Here is an 18,027-nt window from a genome sequence, read left to right on the forward strand (position 1 = left end):
GCAAAGACTTCGTGCCGACTTTGCGCAGTCGGCCGAAGTCGTCGTCGGCGGCGGTCAGAATGGGTCGCGTGAGCGCTCCGACCGTCAGCGATTTCGCCGCGATGCAGCAGGCCCGGGAGGCCGCGTGGCTCTCGCCGCTGGCCACGCCGTCCTACCCGGCGCGGCGCGAGCGCGAGGAGCCCCACAGCGGTGTGCGCACGCCGTTCCAGCGCGACCGTGACCGGATCGTGCACTCGAAGGCGTTCCGGCGGCTCAAGCACAAGACGCAGGTGTTCGTGGCGCCCGAGGGCGACCACTTCCGCACGCGGCTCACGCACACGCTGGAGGTCACGGGGATCTCGCGGACGGTCGCGCGGGCGCTGCGGCTCAACGAGGACCTGACGGAAGCGATCGGGCTCGGGCACGACGTCGGGCACCCGCCGTTCGGGCACCTCGGCGAGGACATCCTCGATCGGGCGGGACGGGAGCGCTTCGGTCGCGGCTTCCGGCACAACGAGCATTCGCTGCGGGTGGTGTCCGCGCTCGAGGGCCTGAACCTGACCGAGCCGGTGCGTGACGGCATCCTGCGCCACAGCTCCGGCGCGGGCGAGCCGGCGACGCTGGAGGGCAAGATCGTCCGGCTCGTGGATCGGATCGCCTACATCAACCACGACATCGACGACGCGCTGCGGGCCGGGATCCTCGCTGTCGAGGACCTTCCGGCCGAGGAGATCGCGATCCTCGGACCGACCGGGCCGGCGCGCATCGACACGCTTGTGCACGACCTCGTGGCGCACTCGGAAGCGGCCGGGGACATCGTGCAGAGCGAGGAGGTCGGGCGCGCGATGTACGCGCTGCGCTCGTTCATGTTCGAGCGGGTGTACCTGGGGCCGGCGCAGCGCGAGCAGGCCGAGCGGGTCGAGCGCGTGCTCCGCGGACTCTTCGACTGGTACTGCGAGCATCCGGACGAGCTGCCGCCGGGCGAGATGCCGGAGCGTGTGATCGACTATCTGGCGGGGATGACCGACCGGTTCGCGATCCGGGCCTGGACGGAGCGCTTCGTGCCGCAGGGCCTGGCGCGCTGATGGCGCGCTACACCGACGAGTCACGCGAGCGGGTCCGCGACGCCGTGGACTTCGCCGAGGTCGTCGGCGCGCGCACCGAGCTGCGGCGGTCGGGCGTGAACCGGCTGGAGGGCCTGTGCCCGTTCCACGACGAGCGCTCGCCGTCGTTCGGCATCGACCCGACCGAAAAGGTCTACTACTGCTTCGGCTGTCAGGCGGGCGGCGACGTCTTCAAGTTCGTCATGGAGACGGAGAACCTCGGCTTCGGGGAGGCGCTGGAGTCGCTGGCGGAGCGCTACCGCGTGCCGCTCGAGCGCGAGTCCGAGGACCCGCGCGACGCCGAGAAGCGCCAGCGGCGGGAGCGGCTGCTCGGGCTGCTGGAGCGCACGGCGGCGTTCTACGTGCGGGTGCTGTGGGAGTCGCCGGAGGCGGCCGACGCGCGCGCGTATCTGGCTTCGCGTGGGCTGGACGAGGGCGCGCTGCGGGCCTATCGCGTGGGCTTTGCGCCCGAGGCCTGGGACCGTGTCGTCGTCGGCTCGCGGCGCGCCGGCTACAGCGAGGCCGAGCTGCTGGCGGCCGGCCTGGGCCAGCGGTCGAGCCGCGGGACGCTGATCGATCGCTTCCACGGGCGCATCACATTCCCGCTGGCCGACGAGCGCGGGCGCGTGCTCGGGTTCGGCGCGCGGGCGATGAAGCCCGACCAGAAGCCGAAGTATCTGAACACCTCGGAGGGCGAGCTCTTCCACAAGGGGCGGATCGTGTACGGGGCCGACCTCGCGCGCGCGGCGGCGGCGAAGGCGGGGCGCGTGGTGCTCGTCGAGGGCTACACGGACGTGATCGCGCTCCACCAGGCCGGGGTGCCCGAGGTGGTGGCGCAGATGGGAACGGCCCTGACGGACGCCCAGGTGGACGCGATCGCGCGGCTGGCGCCGAAGGCGCTGTTCTGCCAGGACCCGGACCGGGCGGGGCAGGAGTCGGTGGCGAAGGGCATCGCGGCGCTGCGCGTGCACAACAAGGGGCGCACGACGCGCGCGGTCGAGTTCCGGATCGTACGGTTGCCGGCCGGGCAGGATCCGGCGGACGTCGTCCAGCAGTCCGGCGGGGACGCGTTGCGCGCGCTGCTCGAGAAGGCGGTCGCGATCGAGAAGTTCGAGGTCGAGCGGGCGCTGGCTTCGCCGGACGCGTCGACGGACGAGATGCTCGCGACGGTCGCGCCCATCATCGCGCCGATGTCGGCTTCGATCCTCAAGGACGAGCTCGTCGCGCTGGTCGCGGGGCGGCTCGGGATGGGGGAGAACTTGGTCAACGAGGCGCTGCGGCAGCCGTTCACCGCGGCTTCGCGCGGCGACATGCGCGGGGGCGGCATGCCCGGACGGGGCGGGAACCCGTCGCGCGCCGGCTGGTCGCGGCCGGCGCCGCCCTCGCAGGGACCGCCGCGATATCAGCAGGGGCCAGAGCAGCAAGGGCAGGCGCCGCCGGGCGGTCGGGCGCCGTCGGACAGGCGCGGGTCGCCGGCTGGGCCGGCGACGGCGGGCGGCCAGGCGTCCTCGCACGGGCAGGCAGCGGGGCGCGGGCAGGCGCACGGGCAGGCGCCGCCGCACGGGCAGTCGGCGCCGCACACGCACACTTCGCCGGCGCCGCGGCAGGCGGGCTCGCACGGCGAAGCGTCTGCGTCTCGCGAGGCGCCGTCGCGGCCGGCCGCGGCTGCGTCGTCGCCTGCGGACGACTTCGAGGGTCCGCCGCCGCCCGAGTGGGACGGGTTCTCAGGCGACGGAGAGGACGTCGATCCCGGCGCCATGGGGCCACCGAAGGATTGGAGCGAGCCGACGGCGGCGAACCCCGGGGCGCAGTCCGCGCCGCCGCCCGCCCACGAGGCGCCGCCGAGGGCCTACGAGCCGCCGCCTGCGTACCAGCCCGCGCCGCCGCAGGAGCAGGGCTGGACCCGCGAGTGGCAGCCCCGCGGTGGTGGCGGCGGTCGCCGGGGCGGAGGACGCGGGGGCGGGAACTACCGAGGCGGCGGTGGGCGCGGCGACCGTGACCGCTACCGCCGCAACGACGCCCCGCCACCTGACCCCATCGACCCGCGCGCGGTGCTGGCCAAGCGCGAGGAGGGCGAGCGCACGTTCCTGGCGTTCTGCCTCGCGTTGCCCGAGCAGGGCGAGAAGCGGCTCGCGGCGGTTGACGTCGACGACTACTTCGCCGCGCCCGTCACGCGCCGGGCCGCGGCCTATCTGCGCGGCCGGCTGCGCTCGCCCATGGGCGGCATCCCGTCGGGCGACGACGCGCTCGCCCACACGATCGCGGCGCTCGTCGTCCAGTCCGGACGGCTCGACGCCACGCCGGCCAAGCTCGAGCTCGAGGACCTGCAGATGCAGCTCAATCGCCTCGACCGCCACATCTCCCGCGCCCGCAGCGCCGGCGCCACGGGCGTCCGCGAGCTCGCGGCCGAGCGCCAGAGAGTGCTCGACGAGATCCGCCACAAGCTGACCTGATTTCCGTCCGACACACGAACTAGTGTTCGTATCGCCATGGACCGCGAATGGCTCGCCGCGCAGCTTGCTGAAGGCCGCTCGATCGAGTCGATCGCCCGCGAGGCCGGCAAGTCCCCGTCGACGGTCGGCTACTGGGTCAACAAACACGGCCTGAGCTCCACCCACGCGGAGCCGCATGCGCCGCGCGGCGGGATCGAGCGTGCGCGGCTCGAGACGCTCGTCGAAGAGGGCTTGTCGATCCGGCAGATCGCCACGCGCTGTGACGTGAGCGCGACGACGGTGCGCCACTGGCTGCAACGGCACGGCCTGAGGACGCAGCCCGCCCGCTACGCCCGTGGGGACGCGCAGCGTCCGGACAGCCTGCTGCGCGAGTGCGTCAAGCACGGCTGGGGACCGTTCGTGCGTGTCGGAGCGGCGGGCACGTATCGGTGCGCGCGCTGCAACACCGAGGCGGTCACCGAACGGCGTCGGCGGGTGAAGGAGATTCTCGTCGCCGAAGCCGGCGGTTGCTGTGCTGCGTGCGGGTTCGATTCCTATGTCGGCGCGCTCCAATTCCACCACCTCGACCCCTCGACCAAGGCGTTCGAGGTGAGCCGGCAAGGAATCACCCGCTCGTTGGAGCGATTGCGCTTGGAAGCCCAGAAGTGCGTGCTACTGTGCGCGAACTGCCACGCGATGGTGGAAGCCGGGCTGCTCAAGCCGCCAACGGCCAGGACCGATAGCGGGTAGTACAACTGAAGACCCATTCGGGGGTAGCTCAACGGCAGAGCATTCGGCTGTTAACCGAAGGGTTGTGGGTTCGAATCCCACCCCCCGAGCTTTACGAGGCCCGCGTCCCCGACGCGGGCCTTGTGTGTTCTCGGGGTTGGGACCTCGCAACCGGGCGTCACGGCGCGCCAAATCGGCGGCGCTATGCACCGGTTAGAGGGACTCCCTACTGATCTGTCGGTCGGCCGACGTTAGTTTGTTGCCGAATCCGGCTAAAGAGCCTCCATTGTCAGGGGGCGGGGCGTCCCTCGCGTGGTTGAGTCGCGCGGAGCCCGTCCTGCGGAAGCAGTGGGAGGTAATTGATGAGGAGAAAGGCCATTGCGGCCGTGGTCATGGCCGTGGGATGTGTCGGCATCCCGGCCGCGGCGCAGGCACAGACGCCGTCGCCGACCCCGACGCCTCAGCCGGGGGCGGAGCGGTTCGAGAAGCTGACGCTGAACGACTTTCCCGGCGAGCCGATGAACCTTGCGGTGCTGCCGGACTCGCGGGTGCTGCACACCGCGCGTACGGGCGAGGTGCGCATCCACGACCCCAAGACGGGCCGCAATGTGCTGGCGGCGACGATCGAGGTCTACCAGCACGACGAGGAAGGTCTGCAGAGCGTCGCGGTCAACCCGTTCACGTTCGAGGACGACAAGTGGGTGTACGCGTACTACTCGCCGCCGCTGAACACTCCGGCGGACAACCCGGACACGCCGGGCTTCAACGAGGGTGACGCGCCGGACAACGGCACGGCGGCGGACTGGCAGCGGTTCAAGGGCGTGATCCGCCTGTCGCGGTACAAGCTCAAGGGCAACCGGCTGGACCTGAAGACCGAGCAGAAGATCATCGACGTGCCGGTCGACCGCGGGCAGTGCTGCCACGTGGGCGGCAACATCGAGTTCGACGCCGCCGGCAACCTGTACCTGAGCACGGGCGACGACACCAACCCGTTCTTCTCGGACGGCTACTCGCCGTTGGACGACTCGCCGGGCCGCAACCCCGTCTATGACGCGCGCCGCAGCGCCGGCAACACGAACGACCTGCGCGGCAAGATCCTGCGGATCAAGCCGAAGCGCAACAAGCCCGGCTACACGGTCCCGGACGGCAACCTGTTCAAGAAGAACCGGGACAAGACGCGCCCCGAGATTTACGCGATGGGCCTGCGCAACCCGTTCCGCTTCGGCATCGACCCGGAAACGGGCGACCTGTACGTCGGCGACTACTCGCCGGACGCCGACAAGCCCGACCCGCTGCGCGGACCGGCGGGCCACGGCCGCTGGATCATCGTCAAGAAGCCGGCCAACTATGGCTGGCCGTACTGCGCCACGCCGACGCAGGCCTATAACGACTACGACTTCGCGACCAAGACGTCGGGCCCGAAGTTCAACTGCAAGGCGCCGAAGAACGACTCGCCCTACAACACGGGCCTGACGACGCTGCCGGCGGTCGAGCGACCGGACATCTGGTACTCGTACATCCTCTCGCCGCACTTCCCGCAGCTCGAGGTCGAAGGACCCGAGGGCAACGACGGCATTGCGCCGATGGGCGGCCCCGCCTACGTGCCGATCCGCGGCAACCGCTCGCCGTTCCGCTTCCCGGACCGTTACGCGGGCAAGCCGCTGTTCTACGAGTGGGCGCGCGACTGGACGAAGATGGTCGAGCTCAACAAGCAGGGCCGCCAGCGGGAGATCGACGGGTTCGCGCCGTTCGTGGACAACCCGATGGACATGGAGTGGGGCCCGGACGGCACGCTCTACGTGCTCGAGTACGGCGACGGCTACTTCGCCGAGAACCCGGACGCGCAGCTGTCGAAGATCAACTACGTCCGCGGCAACCGGTCGCCGGTGGCGAAGGCGTTCGCCAGCACCAAGGGCGGGCGCGGCCCGCTCGCGGTCCAGTTCAGCTCCGAAGGCACGACGGATCCGGACGGTGACGAGCTCACCTACGCGTGGGACTTCGACGCCGACGGCAAGGTCGACAGCCGCGCCGCGCACCCGAATTTCACCTACACCAAGAACGGTGAGTTCCGGGCGACGCTGAAGGTGACCGACGAGACGGACCGGACGGCGAGCGCCGAGGTCCAGATCGTGATCGGCAACCAGCGGCCGGTGCTCGAGCTGATCACGTCGCCGAAGCCGGACGACCCGGCGACCCCGTTCCAGTTCGGCACGACCATCACCTACGAGGTCAAGGTCACCGACGACGCGCCGGTCGACTGCGCCAAGGTCACCGTGGCCTACATCCTCGGCCACGAACGCCACGGCCACCCGCAGAACTCGACCGCGGGCTGCACCGGCTCGATCACGGTCCCGCTCGACGCGGGTCACGCCGGCGCCGCGAACCTGAGCGCGATCCTCGGCGCGTCCTACACGGACGCCGGCGCCGAGGGCCAGCCCGGCCTGAACGGCAACACGCAGGTGCGGTTCACGCCGCCGGCCCCTCCGCACGGGAACTAGCCCGCCGCACGGTCGCGGCCCAGCGCTCCAGCTGGGTCGCGGCCGCGGCCGGCCCCGGGTTCGCCCGCACCCAGCGGGCGAGCTCGCCGGCGCGCAGCCGCAGCCCGCGCGAGCGCAGCGCTCGCCGCACCGCCAGCCGCACGCCCCACGGTGTGCTGAACCGCGGCGCGAGCCGTACACCCACGCCCGCCCAGTCCACGCGGGCCGCGGTCTCGGCCATGTCGCCGGCCGCGGGGGAGATGAGCACCGGCACGCCGCTCGCCAGCGCGCGCGCGACCGTCCCGTGCCCGCCGTGCGTGATGACGAGGTCGCAGTGCGGCATGGTGGCCGCGTAGGACATCCACGGCGCGAGCACCGCGTTCGCCGGAGCGTCGTCGCGCGGCTCGGAGATCGCGATCACCCGCACCGGCTCGTCCGCCAGCCCGTCCAGAGCCGCCCGTAGGAGCGACCCGGACGGGTCCTGCGACGTCGACGTCGCCACCAGCACCACGGGACCGACACCCGCCGGTGGCTCCACCAGCGGCCCGCCCAGCTCCCACAGCATCGGTCCGACGATCCGCGTCCACGCCGGCCACTGCCGCGGGTACTCGAGCTGCGGAAAGGTCCCGACCATCGTCAACGAGCGGGAGAGCCCGCTGTGCCCGTACGGCACCGGCTCCAGCCCGAGCCGAGCACGGCACTCGTTGTACTCCACGCGCCCCTGCTCGACCCCGATCGCGACCAGTCGGTCCGTCAGCCCCCACAGCCGCCGCCCGACCGCGGTCCGCGGCAGCCGCGCCCCGATCGAGAACGGCGGGAACCCCGACGGCAGGTCCGGGAAGACGTGAGGGACGAGCGTGGCGCGCGGGACGCCCTCCAGGTCGGCGGCCAGGGCGGGCGCAGCGGTCAGGATGTCGGCCACCACGACGTCCGGTTCGAACGACGCCACGAGCTCGCGCGACACCAACGCCGCTCGTGCTGCCGCCTCGTAGGGCTTGAGCGGCACCTCGCGCGTCGGGAACACCTGGTACTCCGGCGCGGCCGCGAACGTCATCCCGAGCGCCTCCGCCGGCTCGCGCCAGCGCTGCCACGTCTCGACCCCGACCTCGTGCCCGCGCGCGACCAGCTCGGAGCCGAGCGCGAGGATCGGGAACGCGTGCCCCGGGTCCCCGAACGCCCCGAGCAGGACCCTCACGGCAGGTCCCGCGCGTACCCGACCATGTCCAGCGCAACCCACGGATGCCACTCGGTCCGGCCGTCCCGCGCCCACCCGCGCGAGCGGTAGAACTGCTCGGCGGGCGCGCCGGCCGGCGTCCACAGCACCTCGGACACGTATCCGCGTGCGACCATCTCGGCCTCGGCGCGGCCGAGCATCATCCCCGCGAGCCCTTCCCGCCAGCGCGACGGATGCACGAACACGAGCCCGACGTGAGCCACTGACGGCCCGAGCTCGGACGGACGGAACGCGACCGTGGCGATCAGATCCGTGTCGAACGCGCCCTCGATGAACGCGTCGGGCACGAAGTACTTGCTCGCCCAGCCGGGCGGCGCGATCGGCACGCTCCAGCCGGGCCGCGTCCACTCCAGATACGTCTCGTCGCAGGCCCGCGCGAGCGCGGCGAGCGCGGGCTCGTCGTCGCTCGTGAGCGACCGGATGATCACCCGTTGAGCTCGGCCACCGCGCGCAGCTGCGCGACGCGTTCCTCGAACGTCCACGCCATCGGCGAGACCATCAGCGTCCCGACGCCCGCCTCGCGGTACACGGCCAGCCGCTCGCGCACGACCTCGCGCGGCCCGACCAGCGCCACGGTGTCGATCAGCTCGCCCGGCAGCGAGGCGGCCGCCTCGTCCTTCTTGCCCGCCAGGTACAGCTCCTGCACGGTGTCCGCGGCCTCCTCGAACCCGTACCGGCGCATCAGCGCGTTGTAGAAGTTCTGCTTGCGCGAGCCCATGCCGCCGGTGTAGAGCGCGACGTAGTGGCGCATCGCGTCGCGGGCGCTCTCGAGGTCGTCGCTGACCATCGCGGTGACCGTGGGGACGATGTCGAAGTCGTCGAAGCCCTTGCCGCCGCCCGCCTTCGCGAAGCCTTCCTCGAGCAGCGGCCGGAACTCGCCGACGTGCTCGGGGGAGAACAGCGTGGGCAGCCAGCCGTCGGCGATCTCGGCCGCCAGCGTCGTGTTCTTGGGCCCGATGGCGGCGATGTAGATCGGGATCCGATCCTGGACGGGGGAGATCGTGAGCTTGAGCGCCTTGCCCGGGCCGTCCGGCAGCGGCAGCGTCAGCGTCTCGCCGTCGTAGACGACCCGTTCGCGCCGCAACGCCATCCGCACCACGTCCACGTACTCGCGCGTGCGCTGCAGCTGACGCGCGAAGCGCTGGCCGTGCCAGCCCTCGGCCACCTGCGGCCCGCTGGAGCCGATGCCGAGCAGCATCCGGCCGTCTGAGAGCTGGTCGATGGTCGCCGCGGTCATGGCCGTCATCGCGGCGGAACGCGCCGGCATCTGGAAGATCGCGGAGCCGAGCTTGATCTTCGACGTGGCCTGGGCGATCCAGGCGAGGATGGTCGCGGCGTCGGAGCCGTAGGCCTCGGCCGTCCACACGCTGTCGTAGCCGAGCCGCTCGGCCTCGAGAACGAGCTCCAGCTGCTGCTGCGCCGTCAGCCCGAGGCCCCAGTAGCCGATGTGCAGGCCGAGCTTCACCGCGCCGCGCCGATCCGGTCCACGAGCCGCAGCAGGTGCAGCGGCGAGAACGGCTTGGTGAGGAACAGGTCGGCGCCGGCCTCCTGCGCGCCGCGCTCGACCACGTCGCCCGAGTCGCCCGTGAGCATCACGATCGTCGCGCTGGCCGTGACCGGGTCGCTGCGCAGCCGCCGGCAGGTCTCGATCCCGTTCAGCCGCGGCATGTCGACGTCCAGGAAGACGATCTCCGGCCGGGCGGTGAGGGCGCGCTCCACGGCCTCCAGCCCGTCCCCGGCCTCCTGCAGCCGGTAGCCCGAGATGTCCTCCAGCGTCGTCGCGATCAGCTTGCGGATCATCGGGTCGTCGTCGACGATCAGGATCGTCCGCGTCACAGTGAACCTCGCAGGCGCGCGAACTGCTCGTCCGGGATCTGGTCGAACGCGTCGACCACTTTCGGGTCGAACTGCGAGCCGGAGAAGCGCCGGATCTCCGTGCGCGCCTCGCTCCACGGCGAAGCGGGCCGGTACGGCCGGTCCGTCGTGAGCGCGTCGAGCGTGTCGGCGACCGAGAACACGCGCGCCGCGAGCGGGATCTCCTCGCCCGCCAGGCCGTCCGGGTAGCCCGTACCGTCCCACCGCTCGTGGTGGTGGCGGACGACGAGCTTCCCTTCGCCGAGGAAGTCGACATCGCGCAGGATCTCCGCGCCGACGACCGGATGCTGGGCGATCAGCGCGTACTCCTCCTCCGTGAGCTTGCTCGTCTTGAACAGGATCGCGTCGGGCACCGCCACCTTGCCGATGTCGTGCAGCAGGAAGCCGAACTCGATCTGCGGGGAGTCCCCGAGGCTGAGCCCGACGGCCCGGGCCAGCTCCATCCCGTAGGCGGTGACGCGTTCTGCATGCCTGCCGGTATACGCATCGCGCGCCTCAACGGCATTGGACAGGGCCTGCACCGTGGCGCGATAGGAGCGGTCGAGCTCCTGCGCGCGGGCGCGCTCCTGCTTGAAGATGTCGCGCAGATCGGCGGCGTAGCGCTCGAGCTGGCGTTGTCGGGCAGCAGCCTGCTGCTCCGTGCGCTCAAGGCGTGCACGGAGAAGAGGAACCGTTTCCTCACCAGTACCGGCGCTCAAATCGTCACCATCGGGGCCCGCCAACGCTCGACCTAGCCTACTGAGCGCTGAAACGCAGCGGCGGCAGGGATCTTGCTGTCAGCTACAGGTCGTAGCCCGCGGCCGTGCACGCGGCGCATTCCGCGGCGTCGATCCGGCGCGGATATCGGCGCTGATCGGCGAGCGCGACGGCGACGCGCGTCCACACCGCCCGCAGCCGGCGGTCGCCGCCGGACAGGCGCTCCAGCGCGGGCGCGCGATCCCAAAGCGCGATCGACTCGCCGCCTTGATGCGCGCCCGGATAGCGGATCCCGGCCAGGTGGGTGTACTGCTCGTAGATCCGGCGCCCCCAGCGCTGCGTGCGGCGGCGCGGCTCGTCCCCCGTCGCGACCGTCCCGACCGCGCCGATCGCCATCGCGCCGTTGCCGGTGAGGTCGAGCAGCCGGATCGCGCGCGTGGGCCGCACCCAGCCCGCGCGGGCGTGCGGACAGATGCTCACCGCCGGCCACTGGCCCTGGAAGGCCTCGGCGAGCGCCGTGCCGAGATCGTGGGCGAGATAGAGCACGCCGCGGCCGTGCGGGTCCTCGCGCGGCTGCTGGCGGCGGTCGCGGACGTGCGGGTCGAAGCGGTTGAGCGGCCCGTAGGTCCGCGGCGCCATCCCGTCCCGCAGCGGATGCTCGTGGTAGATCCGGACGAACGGGCGATCGGCGGGCCAGGTCCACTCGGGCGGATCCGCCGGCAGCCGCGCCGGCGGGTCCGCGAGCGGCGTCACCACGCGGCGGCGGTGATCGCCTCGATCGCGGCGAGCACCTGCTCGACGCCGCCGCGGCGGGTGAGGGTCCGCTCGGGCGAGCGACCCTCGAGGTCCGGGTTCGGCGTGGTCGCCCAGGTCGAGAGCGACAGCGCACCGCCGGGGTAGGCGGCGATCACCTCCGCGAGACCGGGGAGCGTCGCGCCCTCGTGGAACTGCCACGCCGGGAAGTGCTGCTCGCGCCCGCGTGCGAGCGCGACGAGGCTGCCGGCCGCGTGGCGCTTGGACACGGCCTGCGGCGAGATCCCGAGCAGCTCGGCGGCCTGCTGGCGCGTGAGCGCGTCGGCGAGCACGAGCCCCAGCGCCTCCTGCTGGGCCTGCTGGGCGGTCCGGCGGATGTCGGCGAGCTCATGCTCGCCCGGAGCGCTGCCCCACAGCGCCTCGTCCAACGGCTCGGTCTCGTCGGCCTCGGCCGCGCGCGCCAGCGCGTCCTCTAACGCGGTGAGCAGCTCCGCCGGGCTGTCGGAGGCCACGAGCTCGTCCGCCAGCTCGCGCGCCGTGAACGTGGTCCGGCCCATGCGCTTGGCCAGCGCGGCGGCGAGACGGTCGGCTTCCGGGATGGCGATGGCCATGGGGGAGACGGTAGCGCGGCTTCGCAACTTACGCAACCTACGCAACCGGTCGCGCCGGGGATGAGCGGCGCGACCGGGGGCGCGGTCCTCGCGCTACCGCCAACGGAACTTCAGACCCGCCGGGCGGTCCGGCGGCGTGAGGTTCACGATGTCGTCGATCCGCTCGTCCAGCTTGGACGCGAACTCGTCGCGCTCGGCCTGCGTGAGCCTGCCGTCCTTGACGGCCTGGTCGAGCCGCTCGGTGAACTCGGCCTTGATCGCGGCCTTGAGCCCTTCCACCGACTTGTTCTCGGCCTTCGCGATGTCCGCGAGCGACTTGCCGTCGCGCAGCTGCGTGCGCAGCTCCTCTTCGCTGAGCCCCAGATACTCGGCCGCGCCCTCGGCGCCACCGAACCGGAAGTGGAGTCCGCCACCGTGCCCGAACCCGGGGCCGCCGCCGCGGCCGGGCAGGGCCGGCTTCACGAGGCCGGGGAAGGGGAGGCCCTGCGTCGAGCTCAGGCGCTGCTTGGCCGCTTCGCCCTGTGCCTGGGTGAGCCTGCCGGCCGCGACCGCCGCGTCGATCCGCGCCTCGGCGGCGCCCTTGAGCGCCGTGTCGAGCTGCTCACGGGTGACGTTCAGGCGCTTGGCGACGTCGTTCAGGAACGCCTTCTGCTCGGCCTGGATGTCAGCCGCCTTGGGCTTCTGCGCCGGCGAGCCGGACTGGCCGGCGGCGTACGCCCCGCCGGAACCGGCGAGGACTGCAAGCCCGGCCGCACCGGCGACCAGCTTGCGCTTTGCAGAGATGGGCATGAACGCAATCTGAGCAAGGCAGGGCAAGAAACACGTAAGAACGGGGATAGCCTTACGCGCCGCGTCACGCGGGCCGGTAGCTCAGTGGTTAGAGCAGCGGACTCATAATCCGTCGCGCGCAGGTTCGAATCCTGCCCGGCCCATCCTCGTTCTTGGCTCGGCAGCGTCGTCAACATAATGATTCTGCGCAGCGGCATCACGCGCGTAGTCTCAACTCGTGTCGGTTCCAGGGACTCGGACGGGGCAGGTAAGCGGCCATTTGCAGGTGCGGGAGCGTGCCTCGGGCCGTCAGTACTACGCGAGCTGGTGGGACGCCCAGGGCTCGCACCGCACGACGAAGCTCGGGCCGGCACACGTCAAGGGACAGTGGCCGGCGAACGCCTCGCGGAGCCGTTGTCTGGCGGGCGGCAAGCGGGACATGCCCGCCTGGTCATCTCACACCGAAGATGGCAGAGGCCGCGTTGGACGAGTTGCTCGCCGACGCGCGGGCCGCGGTCCCGGTCCAGCCAGCGCCGCGGACCCCGCCCGCCGCTCACCGACGAGCTCGTGCCCGCTACACCCGCGCCGAAGCTGAAAGCTCTGACCGTCGCGCCCTGGCGCGCGAGCTGGCCAACGCCGAAGCTGACCGCCCGATCGGCAACGAGCCGCTACACACGGTCGGCGAAGACCGGCTGCCCGCCTGAGCCGCGCGGGAAGCCCGGGTGCGAGGTGGGCGACTCGCCGTTCCAACGGCCTGCGAGCGGCAACGTCGCGGGAGCCATGCCCGAAGCAGCTCGCTGGCGACGTCCGCGACGGTTGAGCGGAAGAGGGCCGGCCGTGGCGAGGCGATCGCCTTCCCTCTCAAGGCGGGCCGGCATAGCCGGCCGTGCGGCCCGGCTCAGCCGGCCCGCGCCCATGTGCGGAAGGAGACTCACTGCCAGTGGGCACCGCGGCGCATCGGTTCGGTCGCCGGTGGTGTCGGCTTCGCGTCGGTGCCCTTGATCGCCACGTCGCGTAGGTCGTCGTGGGCTATGTCCGCCCCAGCTGTTCGCGTAGTGCGAGCGGATGCAACCCGCTCACCTGAGACTCGGTCTCATTTCTGTCAGCGCTGGGACCGGTCGGCTAGAAAACGAGACTGGATCTTATATAAGTGCGTGCTTGTCCACTTCTCCCTGAAAGGGAACCGCATGAAGTTGCGTCTTTCCGTGGCCGCCGTCCTGGCTGCCACGACCTTCCTGGGTGTCGTCGGTTCCGCGCAGGCGCAGACGATCTCCACCGGCCATTGGGACGTCGGGCTCGAGTACGACTGCGCGACGGCCACGTTCTCTGAGTTGCACGCTCACAATCACGACACTGGGGTCGAGTACGAGCTCGCCGACGCGACGTTCGCCGTGTCGGGGACGAGCAACTCGATCTGGGAGCAGCAGGTGTTCGGCGGCTCCGCGCTGCCCGTGAAGGTGATCGGCGACGGCGGCACGTTCCGCGTCGGATTCGCCGTCGAGCCGATCGGCACGTGCAGTCCGCCGTCGGTGACGTTCCGCAGCGTCGGGACGCCGACCGTGCCCAGTGGGCTGCGCGCCGCCGCCTACCGTCGCGCGGAGACCGACGGCAGCGCCTCGCCGCGGACTCGCATCGACACCGTGACCGGCAGCAACCGCAACCTCGGGATCGCTGTCAGCGACCATGAGGACCTGCGCTGGGGCTTCACTGGGACGGGCACGTACACGCTCAACCTGCGGGCGGTGCGGACGAGCAACAACACGGTGCTCGACACCCAGCCGCTGACGTTCGGCGTCTCCTAGCCATGGCGACCGGCAAGCGCCGTCTTGTGCTCGCGGCGCTTGCCGCAACCGCTCTCTTGACCGCCGCTCCCGCCGCCGGGGCGGCGGTAGAGCGCGTCGTAGCCGCCGAGGCGGCGTACATCGCTCCGCGCCTGAACGCCGATGGCGAGCTCGAGCTCGGCGTGCTCAGGACGGACTACGACGGCAGCAACGCGACCTGGTCGTCGGTCAGCGACACGGTCGTCCACACTCGCGCCGGATCGGCCATCACTGTCCCGAGCTGGGCGCAAGACCACGGGCTGACGGGCTTCGGGCCCGCCGGCACGCGAACGTGGTGGACAGGTGACAACGGAAATGCGACCGACGCGCAGACGCGCGCCACCGTGCAGCTCGGGTGGACGCGGGAGCTGCTGGCCGGTCGACTGGCCACCGACGGATCGGCCGGCAGGGTACGCCGCGTCGATGGACCCGCTGACAGCCGGGTAGCGACGTTCGGCATCGGCCGTGATGCTCCCGACGAGGACCCGTGGAATGTCGCGATCCTCTACGACAGCGCCGGCGAGATGGCCGCGGGGGACTGGGAGGTCTGGTCGCAAGGGTCCGGGCACCTCAACCGCGAGCGCGAGAGCCTCTCGTGGGGCTTCAACCGTGCTGGGTACTACTGCCTCGACTTCGAGGTCCGCGCGACCCTGGCCAGCGGCCGGCCGGTCTACGATCGTCGCGCGCTGGCGATCGCCGTCGGCGACATCGACCCGCTCGCCGCGCCGGTCTGCGCGGAGGAGGACCAGACGACGAGCCTGACCCTGTCCGCCGACCCGGCCGGGTCGACGCTGGCCGGACAGCCCCTGACCCTCACCGCCACCGTAGGCCCGACCTCGGCGACGGGTCGCGTGCGCTTCTTCGTCAACGACGATGGCGGTGAGCGGACGCTCGGTGGGCCGGTCGTCGTGGCGGGCGGGCAGGCGGAGCTCGTCACGACCGGCCTTGAGCCCGGGCGCCACCTGCTGCGAGCGGTGTTCGAGCCCGCTGACGCCGAGGCCCACTCGCCGGCGTCCGCGACACGGGCTCACCAGGTGCAGCCCCGGGAACGGTTCGTCATCGACACCGGTCCGGAGGACCTGCTGCACGCCGACATCGCCATGGAGGGAAACGCCAAAGGGCTGCGGCTGTTCGTCGGCGTCGACGGTCGCGTGGAGCGCCAGATCCCGCTTGCGGACGCCGTTCTCGTCGTACCCGACCGGGCGCGAGACGTGATCCCGGCCAACCCGGCGTACGAGTTCATCGGTGAGCCGGGCAGCCCGGTTTGGTCGGTCCCGTTGACGCAGAAGCCCGGGATCCCGTGGCTCGGCATCAGCTCCGCGTCGATTGACGAGGACGCGTTCCAGCGGCTCTCGGTCTGGCGGCTCGACGCCATCTCGGACCACGACGGCGGCCCCGCCCCGGGCGCGTTCGTGCTCTGGGATCGCTTTGACGGCGCCCGTCCGCTCTTCAACACCCGGCAAGGTCTGCCGGGCGCCACCCGGATGCTCTCGCGCGTCGGCAACCACGCGCATGCCACGTGGTCGTTCACCGCCCCCGGGGTCTATTGCCTCGCGATGAGTGCCGGCAACCGCTTCGCGGCCACGGGCGCCCCCGCCGCGGACGCGGCGGTGCTGACCGTCGTCGTGGGCGACGCCGCCGATCCGTACGCCATCCCGACCTGTGCGGAGCGCGGGACGCGGCCGGTGGCGTCACATCAGCCCCGGCCCGAGCGCCAGCCAGGCGGCACCGCATACGCCGTCCGCGCCGACGGCGAGCGCCGAGCCTTTTACGACCTGCGTCCGGAGGTGGTCGACGGCGGACTGCGCGTCGACGTACTCGAGGGGGACCCGGCGGGGCCGGGCATGCTGCGCGACATCGACGAGATCGTGTTCGGCGTCACCGGTTCGCGCGAACTCGGCGAGAGCCCCGACGCCAACCGCTACGTGCTCGGCAGCGACACCACTGCGATCGACTCGGCCAGCGTTGCGGGTGACCTGCGCTGGCGGCTCGTCGGCGTCGACGGTCCCGGAACGCTGACGCTCAGCGACGAGTGGCACGACCTGCGCGCGCGAACGCTGCTGAGCAGCGCTGTCGGCACGGCGCCGGACCACCACGATTTGTGGCCGGGCCGCCGCGATCCGCTGGCGTGGCGTTTCGGTGCGCACGGTGTCTACTGCGTCACGTTCGAGTGGACGGGCGTAGCCCCCGACGGGCGACCGCTCGTAACGCGTCGAACGCTGACCTTCGCCGTCGGCGTCGACCCTACGGCCGTCACGCCGTGCCCGCAGCGGCCGCCGTCGCCGCCGGCGCCTCCAGGACCGGGTGACGCGACCGTCCCCGCCCTACCGGCGACCCCGGCGACCCCGGCGCCCATGCCTTCGCCGCGACTGCGGATGAGCATGCGCGTCGTTACGCCGAAGGTGGTCCGCCATGCCGCGATGCGACGACGGGACGCTCTGCGGGTTCGCTGCGGGCTGTCGACTGCGGGGACCTGCCATGTGCGCGCCACCGTCTCACGTGCAACGGCGCGCCGCCTCGGTCTGCGCAGCCGGGTGATCGCCGCCGGCCGCCGCACCCTCCGCCGACCCGGCACCGCCACCGTCGTGGTGCAGCTCGACAGGCGGGCCCGACGGGCCATCGCCCGCTCCCGCGGCTCGCTTCACATCCGGCTCGACGCCACGGCGCGAGCCCGCGGACAGCGGACCGTCACTCGTACGGCGCAGGTGACGGTCTCCGGCTGACTTGGACGCGGCAGCCGATACCACCACTTCGCGCGCTCCATGGTCGACCAGACCACAAGGCACGCGCTCGTCGATGAGCGCCCGACGCGGGCCGTTGCGCGGCGAACGTGTTGCGACCGAGTTACGGAGGCGGTATGACTGTGCGGCTTCCATGAAGCGCCTATTGGTCATGCCACGAAGCACACCGCTGGTGCTCGCCGGTGCGCTGGCGCTTCTCACGTTCATCGCACTGGTCGATTCGAGCCTAGCGTTGACGATTGCGCCGGCCGTCCTGCTGTTGACGCTGTTCAAGTGCGGTATCCGGCCGGGTGAGCGGTTGTTCGCGTGCTTCGCTCAACGACGAGTGACGGCCGTTCGTCCCGCGTCCCAGCGGCGTCCACGGCCCGCGCTGTTCCTGCGTCCCGTCGGACGGGTGCTCGGCGCCGCGTACGGGCTGCGGGGTCCGCCCGCCGCGCGCCTGCAGCTCAGCTAGGTACGCGGTCCTGCGGCGATGCGGCGGGCGTGTGCCCGTCCGTCAATCCCGATCGCAGGAGAAGCCAGGCGCTATGGGCGCCGCCACGATCGACACCTCAGAAGCCCCGTGAACCGTCGCTTCGTCATCTTTGCCGTCGCGCTGCTCGCGCTTGCCGCGTGGGTCGAACCCGGACTGGCACTCGCGCTCGCGCCGGGCCTGATGCTCCTCGCGCTGCTTGCGTGCGGGGTACGCCCAGGCGAGCGCCTTATCGAGCGGTTGCGGCGGCGCCCAACGTCGCGGTCCTCGCGTCCGGCATCTTCTCGCGCGCCACTGCGCCCGTACGTCGTCCGCCCGCTCGAGCGCGCGCTGGGTT

Annotated in this window: 16 protein-coding genes and 2 tRNA genes; 10 read left to right on the forward strand and 8 right to left on the reverse strand. The window is 71.8% G+C overall.

What is annotated here, in order from left to right:
- Positions 1-59: 59 nt before the first annotated feature.
- The 5 genes from OJ962_RS23785 to OJ962_RS23805 all read left to right on the forward strand — a co-directional run bounded on the left by OJ962_RS23785 (position 60) and on the right by OJ962_RS23805 (position 6,741).
- Positions 60-1,064, forward strand: coding sequence for a deoxyguanosinetriphosphate triphosphohydrolase (locus tag OJ962_RS23785; protein ID WP_202954259.1), 1,005 nt, complete (start codon positions 60-62; stop codon positions 1,062-1,064).
- A complete protein-coding gene (gene dnaG, locus OJ962_RS23790) occupies positions 1,064-3,535 on the forward strand; it encodes a DNA primase (protein WP_202954260.1) in 2,472 nt (823 codons plus the stop codon). Before OJ962_RS23785 ends, dnaG begins: the two co-directional genes overlap by 1 nt.
- A gap of 36 nt (positions 3,536-3,571) precedes the next feature.
- The gene (locus tag OJ962_RS23795; RefSeq protein ID WP_202954261.1) at positions 3,572-4,264 is read left to right on the forward strand and encodes a helix-turn-helix domain-containing protein; all 693 of its coding nucleotides are present in this window, start codon (positions 3,572-3,574) and stop codon (positions 4,262-4,264) included.
- A 17-nt stretch (positions 4,265-4,281) separates the two neighbouring features.
- Positions 4,282-4,353 (forward strand) — tRNA-Asn (locus tag OJ962_RS23800).
- Positions 4,354-4,605: 252 nt separating this feature from the next.
- On the forward strand, positions 4,606-6,741 hold the full coding sequence (locus tag OJ962_RS23805; RefSeq protein ID WP_270006649.1) for a PQQ-dependent sugar dehydrogenase: 2,136 nt from the start codon (positions 4,606-4,608) through the stop codon (positions 6,739-6,741).
- On the opposite strand, the gene OJ962_RS23810 is transcribed toward OJ962_RS23805, so the two are convergent.
- Genes OJ962_RS23810 through OJ962_RS23830 form a run of 5 tightly spaced genes read right to left on the reverse strand, consistent with a single transcriptional unit; the run spans position 6,710 to position 10,350 of the window.
- The gene (locus OJ962_RS23810; RefSeq protein WP_202954263.1) at positions 6,710-7,915 is read right to left on the reverse strand and encodes a glycosyltransferase; all 1,206 of its coding nucleotides are present in this window, start codon (positions 7,913-7,915) and stop codon (positions 6,710-6,712) included. The two genes, OJ962_RS23805 and OJ962_RS23810, sit on opposite strands and share 32 nt — an antisense overlap.
- On the reverse strand, positions 7,912-8,382 hold the full coding sequence (locus tag OJ962_RS23815; protein ID WP_202954264.1) for a GNAT family N-acetyltransferase: 471 nt from the start codon (positions 8,380-8,382) through the stop codon (positions 7,912-7,914). Before OJ962_RS23815 ends, OJ962_RS23810 begins: the two co-directional genes overlap by 4 nt.
- Complete coding sequence (locus tag OJ962_RS23820) at positions 8,379-9,419, reverse strand: LLM class F420-dependent oxidoreductase (protein ID WP_202954265.1); 1,041 nt, start codon at positions 9,417-9,419, stop codon at positions 8,379-8,381. Before OJ962_RS23820 ends, OJ962_RS23815 begins: the two co-directional genes overlap by 4 nt.
- Complete coding sequence (locus tag OJ962_RS23825) at positions 9,416-9,790, reverse strand: response regulator (protein ID WP_202954266.1); 375 nt, start codon at positions 9,788-9,790, stop codon at positions 9,416-9,418. The genes OJ962_RS23820 and OJ962_RS23825 overlap by 4 nt, the downstream gene beginning before the upstream one ends.
- Positions 9,787-10,350, reverse strand: a complete 564-nt coding sequence (locus OJ962_RS23830) for an HD-GYP domain-containing protein (RefSeq protein WP_407697538.1) — start codon at positions 10,348-10,350, stop codon at positions 9,787-9,789. Before OJ962_RS23830 ends, OJ962_RS23825 begins: the two co-directional genes overlap by 4 nt.
- Between OJ962_RS23830 and OJ962_RS23835 the strand changes: the two genes are divergently transcribed.
- Positions 10,297-10,563, forward strand: coding sequence for a hypothetical protein (locus tag OJ962_RS23835; protein ID WP_270006651.1), 267 nt, complete (start codon positions 10,297-10,299; stop codon positions 10,561-10,563). The two genes, OJ962_RS23830 and OJ962_RS23835, sit on opposite strands and share 54 nt — an antisense overlap.
- A gap of 46 nt (positions 10,564-10,609) precedes the next feature.
- On the opposite strand, the gene OJ962_RS23840 is transcribed toward OJ962_RS23835, so the two are convergent.
- From OJ962_RS23840 to OJ962_RS23850, 3 genes are all read right to left on the reverse strand, one after another.
- Positions 10,610-11,281 carry an RES family NAD+ phosphorylase gene (locus tag OJ962_RS23840; protein WP_270006652.1) on the reverse strand — a complete coding sequence of 224 codons (672 nt, stop codon included), beginning with the start codon at positions 11,279-11,281 and terminating at the stop codon, positions 10,610-10,612.
- Complete coding sequence (locus tag OJ962_RS23845; RefSeq protein ID WP_202954269.1) at positions 11,275-11,889, reverse strand: hypothetical protein; 615 nt, start codon at positions 11,887-11,889, stop codon at positions 11,275-11,277. The genes OJ962_RS23840 and OJ962_RS23845 overlap by 7 nt, the downstream gene beginning before the upstream one ends.
- 93 nt (positions 11,890-11,982) lie before the next feature.
- Positions 11,983-12,678, reverse strand: coding sequence for a hypothetical protein (locus OJ962_RS23850; protein WP_202954270.1), 696 nt, complete (start codon positions 12,676-12,678; stop codon positions 11,983-11,985).
- A gap of 70 nt (positions 12,679-12,748) precedes the next feature.
- Between OJ962_RS23850 and OJ962_RS23855 the strand changes: the two genes are divergently transcribed.
- The 4 genes from OJ962_RS23855 to OJ962_RS23870 all read left to right on the forward strand — a co-directional run bounded on the left by OJ962_RS23855 (position 12,749) and on the right by OJ962_RS23870 (position 17,672).
- Positions 12,749-12,821: transfer RNA gene (locus tag OJ962_RS23855), tRNA-Ile, on the forward strand.
- Positions 12,822-13,844: 1,023 nt separating this feature from the next.
- Entirely contained in the window at positions 13,845-14,459 is a 615-nt protein-coding gene (locus OJ962_RS23860) for a hypothetical protein (RefSeq protein WP_202954272.1), read from the forward strand.
- A gap of 56 nt (positions 14,460-14,515) precedes the next feature.
- Complete coding sequence (locus OJ962_RS23865) at positions 14,516-17,200, forward strand: choice-of-anchor M domain-containing protein (RefSeq protein ID WP_270006653.1); 2,685 nt, start codon at positions 14,516-14,518, stop codon at positions 17,198-17,200.
- Positions 17,201-17,390: 190 nt separating this feature from the next.
- The gene (locus tag OJ962_RS23870; RefSeq protein WP_270006654.1) at positions 17,391-17,672 is read left to right on the forward strand and encodes a hypothetical protein; all 282 of its coding nucleotides are present in this window, start codon (positions 17,391-17,393) and stop codon (positions 17,670-17,672) included.
- Positions 17,673-18,027 lie beyond the last annotated feature (355 nt).

The sequence above is a fragment of the Solirubrobacter deserti genome, assembly GCF_027587175.1.
Lineage (GTDB): Bacteria > Actinomycetota > Thermoleophilia > Solirubrobacterales > Solirubrobacteraceae > Solirubrobacter > Solirubrobacter deserti.

Coding starts and splice junctions, on each gene's coding strand:
- OJ962_RS23850 (WP_202954270.1), bottom strand. CDS start 12,678: ATGCCCATCTCTGCAAAGCGCAAGCTGGTCGCCGGTGCGGCCGGGCTT.
- OJ962_RS23845 (WP_202954269.1), bottom strand. CDS start 11,889: ATGGCCATCGCCATCCCGGAAGCCGACCGTCTCGCCGCCGCGCTGGCC.
- dnaG (WP_202954260.1), top strand. CDS start 1,064: ATGGCGCGCTACACCGACGAGTCACGCGAGCGGGTCCGCGACGCCGTG.
- OJ962_RS23805 (WP_270006649.1), top strand. CDS start 4,606: ATGAGGAGAAAGGCCATTGCGGCCGTGGTCATGGCCGTGGGATGTGTC.
- OJ962_RS23860 (WP_202954272.1), top strand. CDS start 13,845: ATGAAGTTGCGTCTTTCCGTGGCCGCCGTCCTGGCTGCCACGACCTTC.
- OJ962_RS23835 (WP_270006651.1), top strand. CDS start 10,297: ATGCCTGCCGGTATACGCATCGCGCGCCTCAACGGCATTGGACAGGGC.
- OJ962_RS23785 (WP_202954259.1), top strand. CDS start 60: ATGGGTCGCGTGAGCGCTCCGACCGTCAGCGATTTCGCCGCGATGCAG.
- OJ962_RS23795 (WP_202954261.1), top strand. CDS start 3,572: ATGGACCGCGAATGGCTCGCCGCGCAGCTTGCTGAAGGCCGCTCGATC.